General features: G+C 36.9%; 21 protein-coding genes and 1 other annotated feature. Of the genes, 20 read left to right on the forward strand and 1 reads right to left on the reverse strand.

Annotation, left to right across the window (positions count from 1 at the left end):
* Positions 1-20 precede the first annotated feature (20 nt).
* The 20 genes from HMPREF9706_RS05770 to rpoC all read left to right on the forward strand — a co-directional run bounded on the left by HMPREF9706_RS05770 (position 21) and on the right by rpoC (position 21,825).
* Positions 21-785, forward strand: a complete 765-nt coding sequence (locus HMPREF9706_RS05770; protein WP_006908422.1) for a ParA family protein — start codon at positions 21-23, stop codon at positions 783-785.
* Positions 775-1,656 (forward strand): ParB/RepB/Spo0J family partition protein, encoded by an 882-nt coding sequence (locus HMPREF9706_RS05775; RefSeq protein ID WP_006908423.1) that lies wholly within the window; start codon positions 775-777, stop codon positions 1,654-1,656. Before HMPREF9706_RS05770 ends, HMPREF9706_RS05775 begins: the two co-directional genes overlap by 11 nt.
* 12 nt (positions 1,657-1,668) lie before the next feature.
* Entirely contained in the window at positions 1,669-1,869 is a 201-nt protein-coding gene (locus HMPREF9706_RS05780) for a DUF951 domain-containing protein (RefSeq protein WP_006908424.1), read from the forward strand.
* A gap of 27 nt (positions 1,870-1,896) precedes the next feature.
* On the forward strand, positions 1,897-2,997 hold the full coding sequence (ychF, locus tag HMPREF9706_RS05785) for a redox-regulated ATPase YchF (protein WP_006908425.1): 1,101 nt from the start codon (positions 1,897-1,899) through the stop codon (positions 2,995-2,997).
* 10 nt (positions 2,998-3,007) lie between these two features.
* A complete protein-coding gene (locus HMPREF9706_RS05790; protein ID WP_006908426.1) occupies positions 3,008-3,778 on the forward strand; it encodes a DUF1129 domain-containing protein in 771 nt (256 codons plus the stop codon).
* A gap of 151 nt (positions 3,779-3,929) precedes the next feature.
* A complete protein-coding gene (locus tag HMPREF9706_RS05795; protein WP_006908427.1) occupies positions 3,930-5,336 on the forward strand; it encodes a D-alanyl-D-alanine carboxypeptidase family protein in 1,407 nt (468 codons plus the stop codon).
* Between the two features lie 114 nt (positions 5,337-5,450).
* Positions 5,451-5,603: a 50S ribosomal protein L33 gene (gene rpmG / locus HMPREF9706_RS05800; RefSeq protein ID WP_006908428.1), complete on the forward strand. Its 153-nt coding sequence runs from the start codon at positions 5,451-5,453 to the stop codon at positions 5,601-5,603.
* A gap of 18 nt (positions 5,604-5,621) precedes the next feature.
* Entirely contained in the window at positions 5,622-5,798 is a 177-nt protein-coding gene (gene secE, locus HMPREF9706_RS05805) for a preprotein translocase subunit SecE (protein WP_006908429.1), read from the forward strand.
* A 136-nt stretch (positions 5,799-5,934) separates the two neighbouring features.
* Positions 5,935-6,474, forward strand: coding sequence for a transcription termination/antitermination protein NusG (gene nusG / locus HMPREF9706_RS05810; protein ID WP_006908430.1), 540 nt, complete (start codon positions 5,935-5,937; stop codon positions 6,472-6,474).
* Between the two features lie 222 nt (positions 6,475-6,696).
* A complete protein-coding gene (gene rplK / locus HMPREF9706_RS05815; RefSeq protein ID WP_006908431.1) occupies positions 6,697-7,122 on the forward strand; it encodes a 50S ribosomal protein L11 in 426 nt (141 codons plus the stop codon).
* 83 nt (positions 7,123-7,205) lie between these two features.
* Positions 7,206-7,895, forward strand: coding sequence for a 50S ribosomal protein L1 (gene rplA / locus HMPREF9706_RS05820; RefSeq protein WP_006908432.1), 690 nt, complete (start codon positions 7,206-7,208; stop codon positions 7,893-7,895).
* 36 nt (positions 7,896-7,931) lie between these two features.
* Positions 7,932-8,053, forward strand: a sequence feature (ribosomal protein L10 leader region).
* A 33-nt stretch (positions 8,054-8,086) separates the two neighbouring features.
* The gene (gene rplJ / locus HMPREF9706_RS05825) at positions 8,087-8,620 is read left to right on the forward strand and encodes a 50S ribosomal protein L10 (protein WP_006908433.1); all 534 of its coding nucleotides are present in this window, start codon (positions 8,087-8,089) and stop codon (positions 8,618-8,620) included.
* 43 nt (positions 8,621-8,663) lie between these two features.
* The gene (gene rplL / locus HMPREF9706_RS05830; RefSeq protein WP_006908434.1) at positions 8,664-9,038 is read left to right on the forward strand and encodes a 50S ribosomal protein L7/L12; all 375 of its coding nucleotides are present in this window, start codon (positions 8,664-8,666) and stop codon (positions 9,036-9,038) included.
* Between the two features lie 131 nt (positions 9,039-9,169).
* The gene (locus tag HMPREF9706_RS05835) at positions 9,170-9,874 is read left to right on the forward strand and encodes a response regulator transcription factor (RefSeq protein WP_006908435.1); all 705 of its coding nucleotides are present in this window, start codon (positions 9,170-9,172) and stop codon (positions 9,872-9,874) included.
* Positions 9,867-11,135, forward strand: a complete 1,269-nt coding sequence (locus tag HMPREF9706_RS05840) for a sensor histidine kinase (protein ID WP_006908436.1) — start codon at positions 9,867-9,869, stop codon at positions 11,133-11,135. The genes HMPREF9706_RS05835 and HMPREF9706_RS05840 overlap by 8 nt, the downstream gene beginning before the upstream one ends.
* 114 nt (positions 11,136-11,249) lie before the next feature.
* On the forward strand, positions 11,250-12,308 hold the full coding sequence (locus HMPREF9706_RS05845; protein ID WP_006908437.1) for a hypothetical protein: 1,059 nt from the start codon (positions 11,250-11,252) through the stop codon (positions 12,306-12,308).
* 23 nt (positions 12,309-12,331) lie between these two features.
* Positions 12,332-13,423, forward strand: coding sequence for a hypothetical protein (locus HMPREF9706_RS05850; RefSeq protein ID WP_006908438.1), 1,092 nt, complete (start codon positions 12,332-12,334; stop codon positions 13,421-13,423).
* 121 nt (positions 13,424-13,544) lie between these two features.
* Positions 13,545-14,171 (forward strand): class I SAM-dependent methyltransferase, encoded by a 627-nt coding sequence (locus HMPREF9706_RS05855; protein WP_006908439.1) that lies wholly within the window; start codon positions 13,545-13,547, stop codon positions 14,169-14,171.
* A gap of 313 nt (positions 14,172-14,484) precedes the next feature.
* Entirely contained in the window at positions 14,485-18,081 is a 3,597-nt protein-coding gene (rpoB, locus tag HMPREF9706_RS05860; RefSeq protein WP_040444730.1) for a DNA-directed RNA polymerase subunit beta, read from the forward strand.
* An 81-nt stretch (positions 18,082-18,162) separates the two neighbouring features.
* Entirely contained in the window at positions 18,163-21,825 is a 3,663-nt protein-coding gene (gene rpoC / locus HMPREF9706_RS05865; protein WP_006908441.1) for a DNA-directed RNA polymerase subunit beta', read from the forward strand.
* Positions 21,826-21,869: 44 nt separating this feature from the next.
* On the opposite strand, the gene HMPREF9706_RS05870 is transcribed toward rpoC, so the two are convergent.
* A complete protein-coding gene (locus tag HMPREF9706_RS05870) occupies positions 21,870-22,529 on the reverse strand; it encodes a prepilin peptidase (RefSeq protein WP_006908442.1) in 660 nt (219 codons plus the stop codon).
* Positions 22,530-22,612 lie beyond the last annotated feature (83 nt).

A 22,612-nucleotide genomic window follows, 5' to 3' on the forward strand; every position in this document is an offset into this window, starting at 1 on the left:
CAAGAAAGGGAGGATCATCTATGGGAAAAATGATTGCTATTGGTAATCAAAAAGGTGGCGTTGGAAAAACAACTACCACGGTTAATTTAGGTGCCGCTTTAGCAAAATTAGGTAAAAAAGTTCTAATCATTGATTCGGATTCTCAAGGTAATGCTAGCTCTGGTTTAGGAGTGGAGCGCGGTGATGTTAAAGCTAGTTTATACGAAGTTTTAATAAATAATGTGGCTATTGAAGAAACGATCCTACCTACTACTCGTGAAAATTTGTCGATTGTACCGTCTACGATTTCGTTGGCAGCAGCAGAAATTGAATTAATTGATATCAAGGACCGCGAATTCCAATTAAAAAATGCGATACAGCCGATTAGGGATAACTATGATTATATTTTGGTAGACTGTCCGCCTTCTCTAGGACAACTGTGTATAAACGCATTTACAGCGTCCGATACTATTCTAATTCCTGTTCAGGCAGAGTATTATGCATTAGAAGGATTGAGTCAATTATTAAATACTATTCGTTTGGTACAAAAAACCTATAATCCACATTTTAGAATAGAAGGTGTTTTGATCACCATGTTGGATGCTCGAACGAATTTGGGTTATGAAGTAGTAGATGAAGTACGTAAATATTTCCAAGAAAAGGTATATCAAACAGTTATTTCTCGAAACATTCGTTTGTCAGAAGCTCCGTCATATGGACTTTCAGTGATTGATTATGATCCTAGATCAAGGGGGGCATTAATGTATCACCAACTTGCAAAGGAAGTGATTAGTTATGGTGAGTAAAAATAAACGAGGTGGTTTGGGAAGAGGGATGGAGGCCTTGTTTTCAACAGCCTACGAAGAAAGTCCAGGAGAAAATGAACTAGTAACGGAAGTTGAATTAAGTCAAATTAGACCTAATCCTTATCAGCCGAGAAAGCATTTTGATCCAGAAGCGCTTAATGAACTAGCCGAATCGATTCGTAAAACAGGTGTGTTTCAACCCATTATTATACGACGATCAACAATTAAAGGCTATGAATTAATTGCTGGTGAAAGACGTGTTAGGGCCTCTAAATTAGCCGGTAAAACAACAATTCCAGCGATTATTCGAGATCTGAATGAGGAAGCAATGATCGAGATTGCGGTGATTGAAAATTTACAGCGAGAAGATCTAAGCCCCCTTGAAGAGGCAGAAGCTTATGCCATGTTGATGGAAAACTTAAGATTAACTCAAGCACAAGTAGCTGAAAGAATTGGAAAAAGTCGACCGTATATCGCTAATTATATTCGCTTGCTACAGTTACCTGAATCAGTAAAGGATCTAGTTAGTCAAGAGAAATTAACAATGGGCCATGCAAGAACCTTATTAGGTGTTAATGATTCGGCCCAAATGGTAAAGTTAGCTAAACAGGTGATTAAAGAACATTGGACTGTTCGCCAGCTGGAAGAGAAAGTTCAATCGATTAATCAACAATCAGCGAAAGATAAATCGGTTAAGACAAAGAAAGTGACTAAATCTCCCTACATACGTGCTTTAGAAAATCAAATGGAAGAAAAGTTTGGAAGTAAAAGTAATATTGTCGTTAAAGGGAATCGTGGTAAAATTGAGATTGAGTATGTTAGTCAATCAGATTTGACAAGAATTTTAGATATTTTAGACATACATTTGTAAAAGGTGAATCAAATGGTAAATAAAGAGTATGACAAATTTGATATTGTACAGATGAAAAAGCCACATGCTTGTCAAAGTAATGCTTGGCAAATAATTAGAATGGGCATGGATATTCGCATAAAGTGTCAGAAGTGTGAACATATTGTTACAATGACACGACGGGAATTTGAAAGAAAACTTAAAAAGGTTTTAAAAAAGGCGGATACGATTTAATAAACTAATAAGAAAGAGTGTGTTTAAATGTCACTGACAGCAGGAATTGTAGGATTACCCAATGTTGGAAAGTCCACATTATTTAATGCGATTACTAAGGCGGGGGTTGAGGCAGCCAATTATCCCTTTGCAACTATTGATCCCAATGTTGGAGTTGTTGAAGTTCCAGATGAACGATTGGAAAATATTGCCAAAATTTATCATCCACAGCGAATATTGCCGACGACTGTTGAGTTTACGGATATTGCTGGAATTGTAAAAGGGGCTTCTAAAGGTGAAGGATTAGGAAATAAATTTTTGGCTAATATTCGACAAGTGGATGCTATTTGTCAAGTGGTACGTTGTTTTGAAGATCCTAATATTACTCATGTAACGGGAAAAATTGACCCAATTGATGATATTGAAACAATTAATTTAGAATTGATTTTAGCCGATTTAGAAACGGTTGAAAAACGACTTGCTAAAGTTCAGAAGATTGCAAAGACAAAAGATAAAGAGGCCGTATTAGAGTATGAAGTTTTGATAAAAGTCAAGGATGCTTTGGAACGGAATCAGTTAGCTAATTCCTTGGAGTTTTATCCAGAGCAAGAACCTTATGTGCGAAATCTTTTCTTATTGACACGTAAAAAGATGCTTTATATTGCGAACATTAGTGAAGAAGAGGCAGGTAATCCCGAATCTAACCCCTATTTAAAAGAGGTTGAAGAATTGGCTCATTCTCAAGGAGCTCAAGTTGTTCCTATATCTGCACGAATTGAAGAAGAAATTGCGGAATTTGATGATGAGGAAAAAGAATCTTTACTTTCTGACTATGGAATTAAAGAGTCAGGCTTAGATCGATTAATCCGTTCAGTGTATCACTTGCTAGGTTTAGCAACTTATTTTACAGCGGGTGAAAAAGAGGTGAGAGCTTGGACTTTTCATCAAGGGATGAAAGCTCCACAAGCTGCAGGAGTAATTCACTCTGATTTTGAACGAGGTTTTATTCGGGCAGAAACAATGTCTTATGAAGATTTGATGACTTATGGTAGTGAACAAGCAGTTAAAGAAGCTGGACACTATCGCTCCGAAGGAAAAGAGTATTTGGTTCAAGACGGAGATATTATGCTGTTTAGATTTAATGTGTAGGAGGTAAGTCATGTCAAAAACTGATAATAAAGATCGTGTAGAGTTACAAAATGAAGTGAATGAAGGTCAAGAGACTAACAATCAAATCGTAAAAAAAGATTCACTTATGAGCATGTTGACCGGTATCAGTCAAAATCAGCTAGATCAATTGACAAAGCGAAATCAACAATTTATGTTTGATATAGATCGTCAATTAGCATCAAGCAAATTGTCTGATGAGAAGAAACAACTTATTTATCAAGAGATGGTGCCAACCTTAATTGAGGGACAAAACCATGGACAAACTTACCGACATATTTATGGAACACCTAGTCAAACAACAGCATTGATATTGGAGAAGGAAGAAGACTCTTCTAATTTAACAACAAAATCACCTGATTGGCAGATTGCTTTAGATGGTGGACTTATGTTGGGATCTATTTTTACGTTAATTACCGGGGTAGGATTGTTAGGGCGATCCCAAAATCAAGTGGGATTTATGATGGGGCTTCTAACGATTGTGATTAACTATTTTCTTGCTGGGATTGCCATGCTTTATACGTCTAAAGCATTACCAAATTTAGAGGCACCAAAAGGGAAAAAGGGATATTTAAGATATTTTTTGATTTCAACGGTTGCGATGTTGATTTGGGTTGTTTTTGTAATGGGAAGTCAAGCCATCCTTCCAGCTGTTATTAACCCAATTCTTCCACCAGTGGCTTATATTATCATCGCTATTTTAACCTTCTTATTACGGTATTATTTGAAACGAAAATATACAATTGTGGGTGGTCTTTTCTAAAATTGATTTATAGCAAGTAACCTAATATAATAGAACAACTTTATTTTAAGTAGCTAAAAATAAAGTTGTTTTTTTATTTAATAGAAAGTCTATTTTCTAAAGGAGATATTTAGTATAATACAAGATACACGATTTAGAAAGGGCGAGCTTAATGGATAGAAAATGGCGAACTTTAATTTTGAGTTGCATGGCGATGTGTGTGTTGTTTTCTTATACAAGCGAGATGTTAGTTAGTGCTCAAGAACTAAAATCATCGACCAATATCAAGTCAGAAGGAAGTAGAAAATATACATATGCTCCAGAAATTAAGGAGAGTCAGCCTCAATTAGCAGGTGTTAAGTCTGCGTTTATCATTGATGCATTAAATGGACAAGTTATTTATAATTTTCAAGAAGATGAGCCTGTTGAAATCGCCTCACTCAGTAAATTATTGGTTGTATACTTAGTTTATAAATCGATAGACGAAGGTAAGTTGACATTGGAGCAGGAGATAGCAATTTCAGATCAAGCGTATGCTTTAAGTCAGGACTATAATATTGCGAATGTACCGCTTAGGCAGGATCTGCGGTATCGCATAGAAGATCTAATTGAGGCAACAGTTCTTGGATCAGCTAATGGGGCTTGCTTAGCATTAGCTGAGGCTCTCGCTGGTAGTCAGGATATATGTGTGCAAATGATGGAAAGACAACTTCAAGCTTGGAATGTAGGCTCCTTTCAATTATATAATGCGACAGGACTTTCGGTGGATTATCAGCCACAAGACGTTGGATCAAACAAAAATGGAAAGACTAATACGATGACGGCTAGAGCGGTGGCAGCAATTAGCTATCATTTATTGAAGGAGTATCCAGAGGTGTTGGATTATTCCAAGACATCTAAAAAACTTTTTCAAGAAGATACACCAGATGCCTTTGAGATGAATAATCCCAATAAAATGCTAAAAACAGCTGACTATAATCTATCCTATTCAAATTTAGATGGGTTGATGGTGACTAGCTCCCCTGAAGATAATTTTTCGATGGTTTCAACTCTAGATAATAATAAAATGAGAATGATTGCAATTGTTCTAGGCGTAAAGGAAGAAAATGATTTATATGCACAAAGTCGTAAGTTGCTTGACTATGCCGCTCACGCCTATCGCTTAGAATTAGCTATTAAAGCAGGTCAAGAAGTAAAACAAATTGATGGAATTCCACTCACGAATGCTGACAAAGAGTGGGCTCCACTTATTTATCAAGATGATCTATACTTATTAGTTCCCTTGATTGATACAGCTCCTCATTATCAGTATCAGTTCCAAGCTAATCAACAGATCTTTAAAGGTGATCGACTAGTCGCTCCTTTAGAAAAAGGAACAGAAGTGGGAAAAATGACCATTAAAGTAGCAGGCTATCCATTACCAATTCTTGAAAGTGCTGAAGGCAATCAAACAAAAGTTGTTTTAGCGGAAGAAGTAAAAAAAGTAAATCTATTCAAGCGAACTTGGGACTATTTAAAACAAGCATTTAATACTAATTGGCAAAAACTTCGAAAGTTTTTTACTAATGTCTTCAATTAATAAATTGTAAGATCTGCTTAAATTTAAATGCAGATTAAATATCGGCTTTTGCTTGACAAGTAATTAGATTGTCTTTAAGATTTAAAAGAGACTAACAAAAAAGGAGGCAATTTGATGGCTCAAAAGAAAACAGCTTTGGCATGTAGTGTATGTGGAAATCGTAATTATCATATGACACCGACGCAGATGGGTCAGTCAAAACGCCTAGAATTAATGAAGTTTTGTAAACATTGTAATCGACACACTTTACATAAAGAAACTAAGTAACTGAAAAGAGGAGAGCTTATGAATTATATTAAGGGCGTTGCTAATGAAATGAAAAAAGTTACATGGCCTACTTTAAGAGAAACGAATCGCTATACGTGGACAGTTATTGTCATGGTTATTATTCTCTCATTATATTTTGCTTTAACTGACTTTGCTTTTGATCGCTTAATTAGTTGGTTAGTAAATTTAAAATAAAAATGAACTAGCTTGTTAATCAAGCTAGTTTTTTAATTAGTCAAGGTCTTATCATCGTGGTATAATAAGCTAAGTGGAACCTACGAGCGAGTAATGTAGGTTTTTTATTTTAGAAATAAATGAGGGAGAGATAGAGATGGAAGCTTCAAAAGAATGGTATGTTCTTCATACTTACTCTGGTTATGAAAATAAGGTCAAAGAAAATATTCTTATGCGGATTGCAAGTATGGATATGGAAAATTATATATTTAACGTCGTTGTTCCTGAAGAAGAAGTAACAGAAATTAATGATGGAGAAAAGAAGAGTAAGGTTCAAAAAACTTTTCCAGGCTATGTATTAGTTGAAATGATTATGTCTGATGAATCATGGTTTATTGTTCGAAACACACCTGGTGTAACTGGTTTTGTTGGTTCACATGGAGCAGGATCGAAACCAGCCCCCTTATTACCTGAAGAAATAGCTACAATTATGGGACAAGCTCCTGCTAAAAAGGTACATTTAGATATCTCAGTAGGAGATCATGTTGAAATTGTCGATGGAGCATTTTCCGGTATGACGGGAGAGATTGAGGAAGTTAATGAAGAAATTCAAAAATTAAAAGTAGTCTTAGAAATGTTTGGTCGTGAAACAGTAGCAGAATTAGATTTTGCTCAAGTTAATAAATTAGACTATTAAATAAGTCAATTAAAATTCACTGTGTTTAATCATAAAAAATAACAGATTAAAATTAGTGTTCTTGTGATTGCAAAATATAAATGGTTATTGTATAATGGTGGGGTGCCTGAATTTGGCACTGAGTGGGAGGAGAAACATCGTCCTGTTTGAGTTCAGGTAAAACATAGAGGGTGTAAGCTCCAATTACCACATCACGAATATATGACATAAGGAGGAATTTTCGTGGCTAAAAAAGTTGTCACTCAAGTTAAATTACAAATCCCTGCAGGTCAAGCGAGCCCAGCTCCACCGGTAGGTCCAGCTTTGGGTCAAGCTGGTGTAAACATTATGTCCTTTACAAAGGAATTTAATGCGCGTACCCAAGACCAACAAGGAATGATTATTCCGGTAGTAATTGATGTTTATGAAGATCGTTCATTTACATTTATTACAAAAACTCCACCAGCTCCAGTGTTACTTAAAAAAGCAGCTGGTTTAACAAAGGCATCCGGTGAACCTAATAAGAAAAAAGTAGGTTCTGTGACTAAAGATCAAGTCCGTGAAATTGCTGAAACTAAAATGCAAGATTTAAATGCAGCCGATGTAGAAGCGGCAATGCGTATGGTTGAAGGAACAGCCCGTTCAATGGGTATTACAGTTGAAGACTAATCGTTGCGGCAGCTTCTCGCCCCGTTTCTATCGGGTGTGGGAGGGAATTCCCGAATAACCACAGATATAGGAGGAAATAAGTAATGGCTAAAAAAAGTAAAAATTATTTAGCGGCAAAAGAAAAAGTTGACCGCACAAAAAAATATACTGCAGAAGAAGCAATTTCTCTAGCAAAAGAAATTGATTTTGCAAAGTTCGATGCTTCAGTAGAAGTGTCTTATAATCTAAATATTGACGTTAAAAAGGCAGACCAACAAATTCGTGGCGCTATGGTATTACCAAATGGTACTGGTAAAACACAGACCGTTGTGGTAATTGCTAAAGGAGCTAAAGCACAAGAAGCGCAAGAAGCGGGTGCTGACTTTGTTGGAGAAGAAGAATTAATCAATAAGATCAATGACGGTTGGTTAGACTTTGATGTAATGGTAGCCACTCCGGATATGATGGGGCAAGTAGGTCGTTTAGGACGTATCTTAGGTCCTAAAGGATTAATGCCTAACCCTAAAACAGGAACCGTAACAATGGATGTTACTAAAGCTGTAAAGGATATTAAAGCTGGACAAGTAACTTATCGAGCTGATAAAGCAGGTATTGTGAATGTTCCAATTGGTAAGGTTTCATTTGATGACCAAAAATTGCTTGAAAACTTTAAAGCTTTACACGAAACAATCGTTCGTGTAAAACCAGCGACAGCTAAGGGTACGTATATTACTAATCTAGTACTTACAACAACTTTTGGTCCTGGTATCAAAATTAATGTAGATTCTTTATAAAATTTAAGTTGACAAACTCAAATTTTATGACTATCATAATGTAGTGTTAAACGACCTAAGACAGTAAGTGGCTAAGCCTTAATTTCTTACCGAGGAAGTTCCAATTATTAGGAATTTATCTCTATGTCTGGGTGGCATAGAGATTTTTTATTAAATCTCTATATCAAGGCAAGTGGAGGTGAAAACACAATATGGTAAAAGAATCTGTAATGAACGCCAAACAAGCAGAGGTTGCTGAAGTGGCAGAAGATCTGAAAAAATCATCAACAGTTGTTGTTGTAGATTATTTAGGATTAACTGTTGAAGAAGTAACTGAGTATCGTAAGCAGTTAAGAGAAGCAGGCGCAAGCATGAAAGTTGTTAAGAACACAATGCTTCGTAGAGCTGCTCAAGAGGCAGGTATTGAAGTTGATGCGAATCTTTTTAAAGGACCATCAGCAATTGTCTTCTCAGACGATGTAGTAGCACCTGCTAAGGTAACTGCAAATTTTGCAAAGGATAATGAAACCCTTGAAATCCGTGGTGGTATTGTAGAAGGAAGTTATGCTTCTAAAGAAGTCATTGAACAAGTAGCTAAGATGCCTGGACGCGAAGAGTTACTATCAATGTTACTGTCTGTTCTTCAAGCACCAATGCGCAATGTGGCTTCAGTCCTTTCTCAAGCAAACCCGGCTCAAAAGATGGTGTATGCTTTAAAAGGAATCAGCGAACAAAAGTCTGCCTAAAGGTAGCATAAAATATTATTAAATTATTTGGAGGAAATTTATTATGGCATTAAATATTGAACAAATTATTGAAGATATCAAAGCTGCTACAGTTGTTGAATTAAACGACTTAGTTAAAGCAATTGAAGATGAATTTGGCGTTTCTGCAGCAGCTCCTGTAGCTGTTGCTGCTGGACCTGCTGCTGGTGGAGCAGAAGAAGCTGAAAAAACTGAATTTGATGTAGTTTTAGCTTCTGCAGGTGATGCAAAGATTAAAGTGATTAAAGTGGTTCGTGAAGCAACTGGTTTAGGCTTGAAAGAAGCTAAAGAATTAGTTGATAATGCTCCTAAGGCTATTAAAGAAGGCGTTTCTAAAGAAGAAGCAGAAGAACTTAAAGCTAAAATTGAAGAAGTTGGCGGACAAGTCGAAGTTAAGTAATCTTCATATAGCTATGAAAGATCCAGTTAAATTTTTAACTGGGTCTTTTTTGTTTTGTTGGATAGTCATTAATAATTTATTTACTTGATTTTTGAGGTATAATAGATTTGACAAAGGAGGGGGAGTAAGTAATGGTAAAAATTTTAATAGCTGATGATGATAAAGAAATTTTAGATCTTTTATCGATTTATATGAAAAATGAAGGATATGAATGTTTATTAGCTAATAATGGTTTAGAAGCAATCCATTTAATTGAAAACCATTCAGATATCAATTTATGCTTATTAGATATTATGATGCCTGAAAAATCTGGGATGGAAGTACTAGATTACTTACGTAAAAAAAGTCTTGAATATCCAGTAATTTTAATTTCTGCTAATCAAGGGCAGACCGATAAAATATCTGGTCTATTAGCCGGAGCAGATGATTATGTGACCAAACCATTTCAACCTTTAGAAGTTGTAGCGCGTGTTAAAGGAATGCTAAGACGTCAGTCGATTTATCAATCAAGTAATAAGGTGGATGTAAATAAGGATAGGATAGATCTAGGGTCTATTATTATCGATCGACGCAACCATTCAGTGGTTAATAGTGATCAAGAAGAAATAAAATTAACCGTGATTGAGTTTGATATTCTTTTTCTGATGGCAAGTCATAGAGGTCACGTCTTTTCTGCTGATGATATAATGCAGGAAGTTTGGCAAGATAGCTCTGTTTCCTCTACAAAAACGGTAATGGTACATGTTTCTAACTTAAGAAATAAGTTAGAGGAGGCGACTCGAGGAGAAAAAATAATTCAAACTGTTTGGGGTGTAGGATATAAGATCAATGAATAGATATTTATCAGAAAAATTGCTGCAATTAAAAAAGGAATCTAAATCTGAGCTCACCTTTTCAGAAAAATTAGAATTTGGTCTAGAAGTTCTTATCTATGCAGGGACAATTTCGTTTATTTTTTTAATTATTTATTTTTTGTATCAATTATTTTTAGTATTTTGGATTGATACCATGAATATATCAATTAAGTCAGTTTTGTATGACTATCCTGTTTTATATACGATCTATAATCATAGTAATCAAATTTTAATTTTAATATATTTGTGCGTTTTAATCATTGTTTTATTTTGGATTGTTCGAAAAAATAGAACGACTCGCCGGTTGGCTAGTATACGCAAGTATATATCTCGAATGGCTCAGGGTGATTATCAATTGAGGATCCCTGATCAAGAGATGGAGGATTATCAGAATTTATCACAAGATGTTAATACTTTGATGGATTCAATTAATCAAGCATTTTTACAACGGAATGAGAGTGAAAAAAGTAAGGATGAATTGATTAATAATATTAGTCACGATATAAGAACTCCTTTAACATCAATTATGGGTTATTTAAATCTGATTCAAGATAAGAAAGACTTGACTGACGAACAACTCAAGGAATATATTGACCTAGTTTATGCTAAATGCCAAAATTTAAAAGGTTTGCTTGATGATTTGTTTGTGTATACTTCTTCGCAGGATAGTACGGCGCGAATGGATTTTCAATTTATCCCTTTAAATCTTTTCTTGGAGCAAATCCAAGCAGATTTTGATTATCAAGCTCAAAAATTAGGGGTTGATCTTCAAATAGATGTTAATCCAAGTGATTTAGAAGTTTTGATTGATCCTGAAAAGATTGTTCGAGTCCTTAATAATTTGATTATAAATGCATTTAAATATGGTAAAGGGGCTCGTTATATTCGAATACAAGCAAAAAAAATATCAAATCAACATTATGAGTCATTGGTTAAAAACGAGTCCTTGCACCCTTTAGATAAGGGACAACCCAGTTTTTGGTTAGAGATGGAAGTGGCTAATGATGGTCAGTTGTTAGATGAAAAAGAACTTGAAAAAATATTTGAACGTTCGTATCGTTCGGATAAATCCAGAAATTCCAAAGAACCTGGTTCAGGGCTAGGTTTGGCAATTGTAAGAAATATAATTAGGTTACATAAAGGTGATGTCCATGCTTTTGTTCATGATAAGGAGCTTGTATTTCGGATTTTAATTCCGCAGTATCGATCCCGATCTAGTATTGAAAATAAGCTTACTGAATAAGTTACACTTAATTGTTTTAATCATAGAGTCTCTTTGAGTTTATGATTAATAAGTTGAGAATTTAAGAGATTTCTTGTTATAATAAAAGCAATGAATTGCTTAAGGGGAAAACTAATGAAAACTATTCAAAATTTATTAAAAGTATGTTGTTTATTGATGTTGCTTGGGGCTTATACACCTGTAATAAAAGCACAGTCTGATACAGCATATGTACCTAGACCTGCTAAGCCCTCTGATTTAAAGCAGGCTAGTCAGGAACAAGGTTCTCTTCAAGAGGGAACATCAACCGAAGAAGAATCTAGTAATACATCTTCAGTCACTTCTCAACAGACTCAAACGGTTGAAGATACTCAAAATAAGACTAAAGAACCACTTTTTGAGAATGATGTAACGATTTATACTTTAAATGAATTTTCAAGTGAAAAGGATTTAAAGGATTTTAAATCTTATCTTGATAAACAAGCAGCCGTAAAGGGTCAGATTAATTTAGAAGATGTATCTAAAGAAGGTCGTTTTTTATTGGCTGCTAGCTATACGGATCAAGCAGATAAAGAGACTCAAGCAATTATTTTATATCTGCCATTTTCTTATGACAGTAAGGCTGAGGCACAAAGCATGATTGATGAACAGTTAAAGATTTATCCAGATCTCTTCTTCGCTGGGGAAGTCGTTGAAAACAACGGATCTTTCGATGTTGCCTTTGGCATTCGAAGCGGCGTCAATACTCAAGCTTTTTCAAATGATGTGGCTGATAAGAAGTTATTTTATAATCAATTGCGTACAACTTATTATTATCAATACCCTGAAGGACAGGAAGATCCCTATCAATCTGCGATAGAAACAGCGTTCCCTGGACAATTTGACTTTAAAACAAAGACTGAGTCAGGTCAGGTAAAAGTGGAAATGAGTCAATTAAGTATGACTAGTCCTCAAAATGCTGAATCGTCTGAAAATGAGAGAACTAAGAGCATTCTTCAAAAGGTGATTTCGTTTGTTCAAAATATTTGGGAAATGATCTTAAAGTCATTCAACCAATTGGTAAATAGTGTGAGTCAGTCTAGCCTATTGACTACTTTAGGATTGAGTGAAAGTTCGGCACCCTATATAGTCGCAGGATTACTGGTAGGCCTTGTTTTAATTGGTTTATTACTTATTGTGATTGCAAAACGATAAATTATAGAAGAGGAGAAAATTTGATGAAAAAAACACTGAGTATTTTATTAGCATCTGCTTTACTTTTGAGCCATCTTACAACGGTATTAGCAACAGATGATCGTCAAAACAATCCAGAAGGAACAGAGCCTCCAACTACTGGCTCCACAACACCAACTGGAGATCAGAATACCGGAGACCAAACAACGGGGGGGTCAAGTAAGGAAAATCAAGAATCCAGTCAAGAATCCAGTCAGCAAAAGGATAAGGGGAACCCCGAAGGAGAGAGCAAAGAGGAAAAAGAGTCAAATAACGCTGTCTCTGAAAACGAGGAATCAACGGGCGATAAGACTGATCAAAACAATAATAATTCAGGTTCGAATACGCCAGCAGTAACCCCTTCAGTACCAAGACCGACCAATCCTTCGAATTACCATCCAGTAACACCGACTGTTCCAACAGACAGTCAAGAAGTGACTCATAATTCAGAAGAAACGACTCAAGAAGAAGGGGAAGTAGAGTCTTCGATTAATCTATTAGAAGGCGATTTTGTGACTTTCCATGCCAATATCTTTACTTCGGAAGCCGAAGCCGATCATTTTATGGAATTAATTGATCAAGATCCTGCGACAAAAGATCGTTTTGTGGCAGAAAAGGAAGTTGTCAGTGAAGATTTTGTCATTGTTAAAGTGACTTATGCAGAAGAAGTTGAAGAAGCGGGTCGTTATATTATCTTCTATGTGGCCAGTGAATTCGAAACACAAGAGGAAGCTCAACAATATTTAGATCATAACCTAAGAATTTATCCGGATATTTTTAATGCAGGTCAGGTTTTGGAATTAGAACAAGGATATGATGTTATTTTTGGTATACGTCCAAAAGCAGATACTCAAGCGTTAACTTATGATGAAGAAAGTTTGGAAATTGAATATAAGGCTGATCGTTTAGCTTATACCTATACTGTTGATGCTGATCCAGTAACTGGGGAATTCAATGATGAGATCCAAAAGGCAGTGATAGAAGCATTTCCGGATACTTTTGAATTTAGTCAAGTTGAGTTAGATAGTGGGAGAATCGAAGTAACAATGACACCGATTATAAAAGATCAACCAGAGGAAACAACGCAGCAAGAATAGCAATCAAATTTAGAGGTTGGACAAGTTGGGCTCCAGCCTCTAATGTTTTAATGATGCTAGATGTTACTATTAAAAAGTTGAAAAGGTCAAAGGATCGAGTCAAGAAGAAAGTAGGTAGCTTATGTCTGAACATTATTTTTCTGCTTCTCCACATTCTAAAGAGAATACTCAGTTGATTACAACTCGTATTGGGTCTTTTGAGATGGAATTTCTAACAGATGCGGGTGTTTTCTCAAAGCATCGAGTGGACTTTGGTTCGCGTGTGTTAGTTGAAAGCTTTTTAGATTCCACAGATTATAAATTTTTCAAAGGAGAATCAATTAAGGTTCTTGAATTAGGATCTGGCTATGGGCCAATTCTTCTTTCTTTGGCGAAAGCTCTTCCATCAGCGAAATTAAGCGGATTAGAGCTTAATCAAAGGGCAGTGGCATTATCGATTCAAAATGCTCTCTTAAATCATGTGACTAATGTGTCTTTTGAATCGATGGATGTCTGTCAGTCGAATTTAACCGATAATTATGACCTGATCTTTACAAATCCACCCATTCGAGCTGGAAAGCAAGTAGTTCATACTTTTGTTGATAAAGCGATCAATGGATTAAAAAATGGAGGCCAGCTGTGGTTGGTTATCCAAAAGAAGCAAGGGGCTCCTTCTTTGGTTAGTTACATGAAAGAGCAGTTTAGTCAGGTTGAGCGAGTTAACCTAGAAAAAGGTTATTGGGTAATAAAGGCTGAAAAAAGTAATTAGTTCGTAGAAGGAGTCTTGACTTTTTTCTATAAACAAGTATAATATATGTCGCAATACGTGGCAGTAAAATAAGAAATCTGGGTCGAAATATTGTCCGATCAAAGATTTTAATGAAAAATAAAGCAAAAGATGAGGTTGAAACAGACCATTGAATATCTTTTGTCTTTTTTTTGCCTAAAAAAGCCTAAAAAAATGACATGTAACATAATCTTAATAGTTTGTCATAGAAAATTAACATTGTGCTTATCAGGGTAAAAGGCAGACGTTTGCGGAATAAATAAGAGGGGTGAACAGCGTGTATCATCATCATCACATGGTTCAATATGGCACAAAGGCTCAAAGACGTTCTTATGCACGAATTGACGAAGTGTTAGAAATTCCAGATTTGATTGAGATTCAAACAAATTCTTATCAATGGTTCTTAGATGAAGGTTTGAAGAATATGTTGGAAGATATTTCACCAATTATCGACCACAGCGAAAAACTACAATTATATTTTCATGATTATTCTTTTCAAGAACCTAAATATACAGTAGAAGAAGCACGAGCACATGATGCCAATTATTCAAGACCGATTTATGTTAATTTAAGATTGGTTAATCAAGAAACGGGTGAAGTGAAGGAACAGGAAGTTTTCTTCGGTGATTTACCGATCATGACGGACATGGGAACATTTATTATTAATGGGGCTGAACGGGTTATTGTTTCACAGTTAGTTCGTTCACCGGGTGTTTATTTCCACGATAAAGTGGATAAAAAGGCAAGACACACCTATACGTCAACAGTAATTCCTAATCGTGGAGCTTGGCTAGAATTTGAAACGGATGCGAAAGGTATTGCTTATGTACGGATTGATCGGACACGCAAGTTGCCGATTACAGCTATGATGCGAGCTTTAGGTTTTGGGGAAGACGATGAAATAGTGGATATTCTGTCTGAAACTCAATTATTGAATGATACTTTAATTAAGGATGTTCATAAAAATATTGCTGATTCGCGAGTCGAAGAAGCCTTGAAAGATATTTATGAGCGACTACGTCCAGGAGAACCTAAAACAGCAGAATCCTCTCGGAATTTATTGAACGCACGTTTCTTTGATCCGCGTCGTTATGACTTAGCAGAAGTAGGGCGTTACAAGATTAATAAAAAGCTAGATCTCACTAAGCGGTTAGCTGGATTGACTTTAGCGGAAACTCTGGCAGATCCAGATACAGGTGAGGTTATTTTACAAGAAGGTACTGAATTAACGGCTGATAGTCTTGCAATCTTAAGGCCTCATCTTGAGAATGGCTTAAATGTCTTTACTTATACTCCATCACCTGAAGGAGTGGTTGGTGAACCTGTTGATCTTCAAGTAATTAAAGTTTATTCGCCAATTGATCCAGAAAGAGTCATTAATATTGTAGGTAATGCTAATCTTGAAAAGGTTTATCATTTAACACCAGCAGATATCGTTGCTTCCATGAACTATTATTTATTATTAGATGAAAAAATTGGAACCACGGATGATATTGATCACCTAGGTAATCGTCGTATTCGTTCGGTAGGAGAATTATTACAGACACAGTTTAGAATTGGTTTGTCGCGTATGGAACGAGTAGTTAAAGAGAGAATGTCTTTACAGGATGTTTCGACAATGACCCCTCAGCAATTAATAAATATTCGTCCAGTTGTAGCAGCGATCAAGGAATTCTTTGGATCTTCTCAATTGTCACAATTTATGGATCAAACCAATCCATTGAGTGAGTTAACTAATAAGCGACGTCTATCCGCTTTAGGTCCAGGTGGTTTAACGAGAGATCGTGCGGGGTATGAAGTGCGGGATGTTCATTATTCTCACTACGGCCGTATGTGTCCAATTGAGACTCCTGAAGGGCCTAACATTGGATTAATCAACTCCTTATCAACTTTTGCAAAAATTAATAAGTATGGATTCATTGAAACACCTTATCGAAAGGTGGATAAAGAAGCGCAAGTTGTTACGGAAAAAATCGAATATTTATCAGCGGATGAAGAAGATCTTTATACTATTGCACAAGCAAACTCGCCATTGAATGATGATGGTTCTTTTGCTAGCGAAACTGTTATGGCTCGTTTTAAAGATCAGAACTTAGAGGTAAAAGTATCAACCGTTGATTATATGGATGTATCGCCAAAGCAAGTGGTTGCTGTTGCGACAGCACATATCCCATTCTTAGAAAATGATGACTCTAACCGGGCACTGATGGGAGCGAACATGCAGCGTCAGGCTGTTCCGTTAATTAATCCTCAATCGCCGATTGTTGGTACAGGTATTGAGTATAAAGCAGCCCATGACTCTGGAGCAGCTTTAACCTGTAAGCGTGGCGGACGGGTTGTCTATGTGGATGCTAATCGCGTAGATATTCAGTTAGAAGATGGTTCTATTGATCAATATCGTTTAACTAAGTTCGCAAGATCCAACGCGGGAACTTGTTACAATCAACGACCTATTGTTAAGTTAGGTGAAGAGGTGGCTGATAAGGAAATCTTAGCTGACGGTCCTTCGATGCAGAACGGAGAAATGGCTCTAGGACAAAATCCTTTAGTCGCCTTTATGACTTGGGACGGTTATAACTATGAGGACGCGGTAATTATGTCCGAACGCTTGGTTAAAGATGATGTTTATACCTCGATTCATATTGAAGAATATGAGTCAGAATCACGAGATACTAAGTTAGGTCCTGAGGAAATTACCCGTGAGATTCCAAACGTAGGTGAAGATGCCCTTAAATATTTAGATAAAGATGGAATTATCACCGTGGGGGCTGAAGTTCGTGATGGAGATATTCTAGTTGGTAAAGTGACACCAAAAGGAATGACCGAATTGTCGGCTGAAGAACGCCTGCTACATGCTATTTTTGGTGAAAAAGCGAGAGAGGTTCGAGATACTTCCTTACGAGTACCTCACGGTGGTGGCGGAATTGTTCATGATGTTAAGATCTTTACACGGGAAAATGGCGACGAACTTTCACCAGGTGTTAATAAGCTAGTGCGTGTTTATATTGTTCAAAAACGTAAGATCCAGGTGGGAGATAAGATGGCTGGACGGCATGGAAATAAAGGGGTTGTCTCTTTAATCTTGCCAGAAGAAGATATGCCATTCTTACCAGATGGGACTCCTGTCGATATTATGTTAAATCCTTTAGGGGTTCCTTCACGGATGAATATTGGACAAGTTTTTGAATTGCATCTAGGAATGGCTGGTCGTCAGCTTGGATTAAAGATGGCAACACCAGTCTTTGATGGAGCTAGAGAAGAGGACGTTTGGGATACAGTGAAAGAAGCAGGCTTAGATCATGATGCCAAGACGATTCTTTATGACGGACGCACAGGTCAACCTTTTGATCGTAAGGTTTCCGTAGGTGTTATGTATATGATGAAATTAGCACACATGGTTGATGATAAATTGCATGCTCGTTCAACTGGACCTTACTCTCTAGTAACCCAACAACCACTAGGAGGAAAAGCTCAATTTGGTGGACAAAGATTTGGAGAGATGGAAGTCTGGGCATTAGAAGCGTATGGTGCTTCATACACCCTTCAAGAAATCCTAACTTATAAGTCGGATGACGTGGTGGGTCGTGTGAAGACCTATGAATCAATTGTTAAGGGAGAGGCTATTCCTCAACCTGGTGTACCAGAATCCTTCAGGGTTTTAGTTAAGGAATTACAAGCCTTAGCTCTAGACCTTAGAGTTCTTGATCAAGCTGGAGAAGAAATCGAATTACTTGATGACGAAGATGAACAAGATGTGATTAATTACAATGCTTTGGATCGTTATAAAGAAGACCAAAAGGCGGCTGACAGCATGAATCAGGCTCAGGAAGATAGTAGAGATAATGAAGAGCCTGTGATTGAAAGCAGCGATTCGGCTGGTGAAGAGTTATAGAACATCGGTGTTGTATAAGAAGGATAAGACAGATAGAAATAGATAGAGTGATTCAAGCCAATCAAGAAGGAGGTCGGCCCTTTGATAGATGTAAATAAATTTGACTCCATGGAAATTGGACTCGCATCCCCAGAAAAGATCCGGTCATGGTCATATGGAGAAGTCAAAAAGCCAGAAACAATTAATTATCGAACTTTGAAGCCTGAAAAAGACGGGTTATTCTGCGAACGAATTTTTGGTCCTACTAAGGATTGGGAATGTGCTTGTGGTAAGTTAAAACGAGTAAGATATAAAGGGCGTGTGTGTGATCGATGTGGCGTCGAAGTAACCCGTGCTAAAGTTAGACGTGAGAGAATGGGGCATATTGAGTTGGCTGCCCCCGTCACTCATGTATGGTATTTTAAAGGAATCCCGAGTCGTATCGGATTAATCTTAGATATGAGTCCGAGACTTTTAGAAGAAGTCATTTACTTTGCTTCATATATTGTGATAGATGCTGGCGATACCGACTTAGAAGTTAAATCATTGTTGACAGAAAGTCAGTATCGTGAGAAGAAAAGAGAGTATGGTAATCGTTTCTATGCAAAAATGGGCGCAGAGGCGATTAAAGAGTTGCTTCAATCGGTAGATGTGGCAGAAGAAGTAGCCGTTCTAAGAGAAGAGTTGAAGACGGCAAAAGGTCAAAAAAGAACTCGAGCTATCCGTCGTTTAGATATCCTTAATGCTTTTTTAGAGTCCGGTAATAAGCCAGAATGGATGGTACTCGATGTTTTACCTGTTATTCCACCTGATTTACGGCCGATGGTTCAATTAGAAGGGGGTCGTTTTGCGACTTCTGACTTAAATGATTTATACCGTCGTGTAATTAATCGTAATAATCGACTTAAACGGTTATTAGATTTAGGGGCACCAAGCATTATTGTTCAAAACGAAAAACGGATGTTACAAGAAGCGGTTGACGCGTTGATTGATAATGGTCGCCGCGGAAGAGCGGTAACAGGACCAGGCAATCGTCCACTTAAATCGCTATCGCATATGTTAAAAGGTAAGCAAGGACGTTTCCGTCAAAACTTACTAGGTAAGCGGGTAGATTATTCAGGTCGTTCAGTTATCGTAGTAGGACCTTCCTTGAAAATGTATCAATGTGGAGTTCCAAAGGAAATGGCTATTGAATTGTTTAAGCCATTTGTGATGAAAGAATTAGTTGAGCGCGAAATTGCTAGCAATGTAAAAAATGCTAAGCGAATGATTGAGACGCAAAATGATGCAATTTGGCCTGTTATTGAAGAAGTGATTCAGGAGCATCCGGTTTTACTTAACCGCGCACCTACCCTGCACCGTTTGGGAATTCAAGCCTTTGAACCTGTGCTAGTAGAGGGGAAGGCTATACGTTTACATCCTTTGGCTTGTGAAGCGTATAATGCCGACTTCGATGGGGACCAAATGGCAATTCATGTACCTTTATCTGAAGAAGCCCAAGCAGAAGCACGCTTATTGATGCTGGGCGCGCACCACATCTTAAATCCAAAAGATGGAAAACCAGTAGTAACCCCTTCACAAGATATGGTCTTGGGGAATTATTATTTAACCATTGAAGAGGCTGGTCGTGTTGGAGAAGGGATGATTTTAAGTTCGGTTTCTGAAGCAGAAACAGCTTATGAAAATGGTTATGTTCATCTTCATACTCGGGTTGCAATTCCAGCTAAGAATTTAAAAGACAAACCGTTTACAGATTGGCAAAAAGAAAGAATGATGGTTACAACTATTGGTAAATTATTCTTTAATCAAATTATGCCTGATAGTTTCCCTTACTTAAATGAGCCTTCCAATGAGAACTTAACTAATAAGACTCCAGATAAGTACTTCTTAGAACCGGGAACTAACGTACCAGAGGCGATTGCAGCGATGGATACGGTAGCGCCATTTAAGAAAAAAGACCTTGGAAAGATTATTGCCGAAGTCTTTAAACGATTTAAAGTTACTGAAACATCTAATATGCTTGATAAATTAAAAAATCTTGGTTATAAATACTCGACTCGCTCTGGTATTACGGTGGGTGTTGCCGATGTATTGAGACTTGAATCAAAACCTGAAATTCTTGAAAAAGCCCACAGTCGTGTAGATGATATTACCAAGATGCGTCGTAGAGGGCTTCTAACGGAAGACGAACGCTATCAACAAGTTATTCGCACTTGGGAAGAAGCTAAAGATCATATTCAAAAGGATCTACAAGACAGCCTACCAAGATTGAATCCAATCTTTATGATGTCAGACTCAGGAGCTCGTGGTAACATTTCTAACTTTACTCAGTTAGCTGGTATGCGTGGTAACATGGCTGCACCTTCTGGAAAGATCATTGAATTGCCGATTACTTCTAACTTCCGTGAGGGTCTCAATGTTATGGAGATGTTTATTTCAACTCACGGAGCTAGAAAAGGAATGACGGATACGGCTTTGAAGACGGCCGACTCAGGATACTTAACTCGTCGGTTGGTCGATGTGGCTCAAGATGTCATTATTCGTGAAGAAGACTGTGGAACAGATCGTGGTGTAGAAATCTGTGAAATATCTGATGGTAATTCGATCATTGAATCACTAGAAGAAAGGTTACAAGGACGATATGCGCATAAGACAGTTTTCCATCCTGAAACAGGTGAAGTGCTCGTAAATGCGAATGAATTTATTAGCGATGAAAAAGCAGCTATGATTGTGAATGCAGGAGTTAAATCTGTGACGATTCGTTCAGTATTTACTTGTAATACGGATCATGGTGTATGTAAACATTGTTATGGAAGAAACTTGGCAACGGGTGATGAAGTAGAAGTTGGCGAAGCTGTCGGAACAATTGCAGCTCAGTCAATCGGTGAGCCGGGTACTCAATTAACCATGAGAACGTTCCATACGGGCGGTGTTGCTGGTGGTGGAGATATCACTCAAGGTTTACCGCGGATTCAGGAAATTTTTGAAGCTAGAATTCCTAAGGGTCAAGCAACGATTACAGAAGTTGCAGGAACGGTGACCTCCATTGAAGAAAAATCCAGTGAACGTCTAAAAGAAATTACTGTCTCAGGTAAAACAGATGAACGTAGTTATAAAGTTCCATATAAAGCTCGTCTAAAAGTAGCCGAAGGGGATTATGTTGAAAGAGGTCAGGCTTTAACCGAAGGTTCGATTGATCCGAAAGAATTATTAGCTGTCACTGATGTACTAACTGTTGAAAAATATTTGATGCGTGAAGTACAATCAGTTTATCGTGGACAAGGGGTAGAAATTGGTGATAAGCACGTTGAAGTAATGGTACGACAAATGCTTCGAAAAGTTAGAGTAATGGATCCTGGATCCACACAGATTTTACCAGGAGCATTAATGGACATTGCAGACTTTGCCAAAGCCAATAAGGAAACAGTAACAATTGGCGAAACGCCAGCTACTGCACGTCCGGTATTACTTGGAATTACGAAAGCAGCTTTGGAAACAAAATCATTTATCTCTGCTGCATCCTTCCAAGAAACAACAAGGGTCTTAACAGATGCTGCAATCCGTGGAGATAGAGATTATCTAATTGGATTGAAAGAAAATGTGATTATTGGTAAATTAATTCCAGCAGGTACAGGTATGTCTTATTATCGTGATTTAGGGATTAAAACGGAAATGGATACTAAACCACAACCTGTTTCAGAAGAAGGAAACCAAGAAGATCCAGATGAAGAAAGCAATCGAGAAGAACCCCAACAAATGAAATAAGCGTTTAAAAAGCCCACAGAATTGAAAGTTCTGTGGGCTTTATTCTATAGTTGCCATAAAATTATAAAAGAAAGAATTAAAAATGGGATGAATGGAATAATTCGCATTTTATTTAAAAAGGCGTAGAGAAGGCCTGAAGAGGCAGCTAAAAAAATGAATAGAGGAAAAGAAGTGATCGGTAGAAATAGGCAGCTGATAAAAATAAATTTAATATCTGCTCCTCCAATAAATTGGTGAAAAAAAGAAAAAAGACCGATAAGGATCAAGAGAAGAATAATAAGATCCGAATATGAAATAACGTGGTACTGTTGGTTATAGAACAGACCTAAAATAAAAAAAATAAGAAACAAGGAATCAGGCACCCACCTTTGTGCAAAATCATAGCAAACCATAAAGAAGAAAATTGAAAAAAGGCTGACAGAAAATAGAGGATGGTTTAAATCAAAAAGAATAAGAAATAAGATACCAGCGAATAATTCGGTATAGAAATAATGAATAGATATTGGGAAACGGCAGTAACGACATTTTCCTTGATTTGTAATATAAGAAATAACAGGCCATAAATCATAGATACCCAATGTATGATGACAATGATCGCAAGTTGATCGACTCTTTAACAACCAATCAAAAGAATTTCTGTGAGAAAACATACAGAAAAGAAAAGAGCCTAAGATTGCTCCAAAATATGCAATTAGTAGATGCACTTAAATCACCTCATAAACAAGATATAAAAATAAGCTAAAAATGCGTTAAAAGTGTTGACAAGCAGAGTGGATCCATGCTATAT

It is taken from the genome of Facklamia hominis CCUG 36813 (assembly GCF_000301035.1).
Taxonomy (GTDB): Bacteria; Bacillota; Bacilli; order Lactobacillales; family Aerococcaceae; genus Facklamia; species Facklamia hominis.

Coding starts and splice junctions, on each gene's coding strand:
- ychF (WP_006908425.1), top strand. CDS start 1,897: ATGTCACTGACAGCAGGAATTGTAGGATTACCCAATGTTGGAAAGTCC.
- HMPREF9706_RS05845 (WP_006908437.1), top strand. CDS start 11,250: ATGAAAACTATTCAAAATTTATTAAAAGTATGTTGTTTATTGATGTTG.
- secE (WP_006908429.1), top strand. CDS start 5,622: ATGAATTATATTAAGGGCGTTGCTAATGAAATGAAAAAAGTTACATGG.
- rplA (WP_006908432.1), top strand. CDS start 7,206: ATGGCTAAAAAAAGTAAAAATTATTTAGCGGCAAAAGAAAAAGTTGAC.
- nusG (WP_006908430.1), top strand. CDS start 5,935: ATGGAAGCTTCAAAAGAATGGTATGTTCTTCATACTTACTCTGGTTAT.
- rplJ (WP_006908433.1), top strand. CDS start 8,087: ATGGTAAAAGAATCTGTAATGAACGCCAAACAAGCAGAGGTTGCTGAA.
- HMPREF9706_RS05770 (WP_006908422.1), top strand. CDS start 21: ATGGGAAAAATGATTGCTATTGGTAATCAAAAAGGTGGCGTTGGAAAA.
- HMPREF9706_RS05835 (WP_006908435.1), top strand. CDS start 9,170: ATGGTAAAAATTTTAATAGCTGATGATGATAAAGAAATTTTAGATCTT.
- rpoB (WP_040444730.1), top strand. CDS start 14,485: ATGGTTCAATATGGCACAAAGGCTCAAAGACGTTCTTATGCACGAATT.
- HMPREF9706_RS05795 (WP_006908427.1), top strand. CDS start 3,930: ATGGATAGAAAATGGCGAACTTTAATTTTGAGTTGCATGGCGATGTGT.
- HMPREF9706_RS05790 (WP_006908426.1), top strand. CDS start 3,008: ATGTCAAAAACTGATAATAAAGATCGTGTAGAGTTACAAAATGAAGTG.
- HMPREF9706_RS05840 (WP_006908436.1), top strand. CDS start 9,867: ATGAATAGATATTTATCAGAAAAATTGCTGCAATTAAAAAAGGAATCT.
- HMPREF9706_RS05775 (WP_006908423.1), top strand. CDS start 775: ATGGTGAGTAAAAATAAACGAGGTGGTTTGGGAAGAGGGATGGAGGCC.
- HMPREF9706_RS05850 (WP_006908438.1), top strand. CDS start 12,332: ATGAAAAAAACACTGAGTATTTTATTAGCATCTGCTTTACTTTTGAGC.
- HMPREF9706_RS05780 (WP_006908424.1), top strand. CDS start 1,669: ATGGTAAATAAAGAGTATGACAAATTTGATATTGTACAGATGAAAAAG.
- rpmG (WP_006908428.1), top strand. CDS start 5,451: ATGGCTCAAAAGAAAACAGCTTTGGCATGTAGTGTATGTGGAAATCGT.
- HMPREF9706_RS05855 (WP_006908439.1), top strand. CDS start 13,545: ATGTCTGAACATTATTTTTCTGCTTCTCCACATTCTAAAGAGAATACT.
- rplL (WP_006908434.1), top strand. CDS start 8,664: ATGGCATTAAATATTGAACAAATTATTGAAGATATCAAAGCTGCTACA.